The sequence below is a fragment of the Polaromonas sp. P4_H1 genome, assembly GCF_056400945.1.
Genome location: NZ_JBFUKG010000141.1, coordinates 1 through 536, shown reverse-complemented (window position 1 = coordinate 536; position 536 = coordinate 1). Strand labels below are relative to the sequence as shown.

The 536-nt window shown below is 63.8% G+C and carries 1 protein-coding gene; it reads left to right on the top strand.

Annotated features, from left to right (window positions below; genetic code table 11):
- A partial coding sequence (locus AC1DS5_RS25555) for a gamma-glutamyltransferase (protein ID WP_477721040.1) occupies positions 1 to 536 on the top strand: 536 nt, incomplete at both ends.

Here is a 536-nt window from a genome sequence, read left to right as displayed (position 1 = left end):
GCGGTCGGCGACAAGCGCGTCCAGCCGGCGCTCGCTGCCACGCTGCGCCGGGTCGCGCGCGAAGGCCGCAACGGCTTCTACCAGGGTCAGGTAGCCGACGACATCATCACCGCGCTGCGTGCCGTTGGCGGCGCGCACGAGGCCGATGATTTCAACGAGCAGCGCTCCGACTATGTGACGCCGATCTCGGCCAATCATCACGGCTATGATGTCGCCGAATGCCCGCCAAACGGCCAGGGACTCGCCGCACTGATGATCCTGCGCGTGCTGGCCGGCTATGACATCGCCAATCTGAGTGAGGCCGACCGTATCCATGTTCTCGCGGAGGCGACCAAGGCGGCCTATCGCACGCGCGATGCCTATTTCTGCGATCCTGCTTACGGGCAGGTCGATGTTGAGCGCTTCCTGTCGGACAAATTCATCGGCGACCTCCGCGCCAAGATCGACATGAAGCACGCTTCGCCGGAAGAGCATTGGGACTCGGTCATCCACAAGGACACCGTCTATCTGACCGTGGTCGACCGCGATCTCAACGC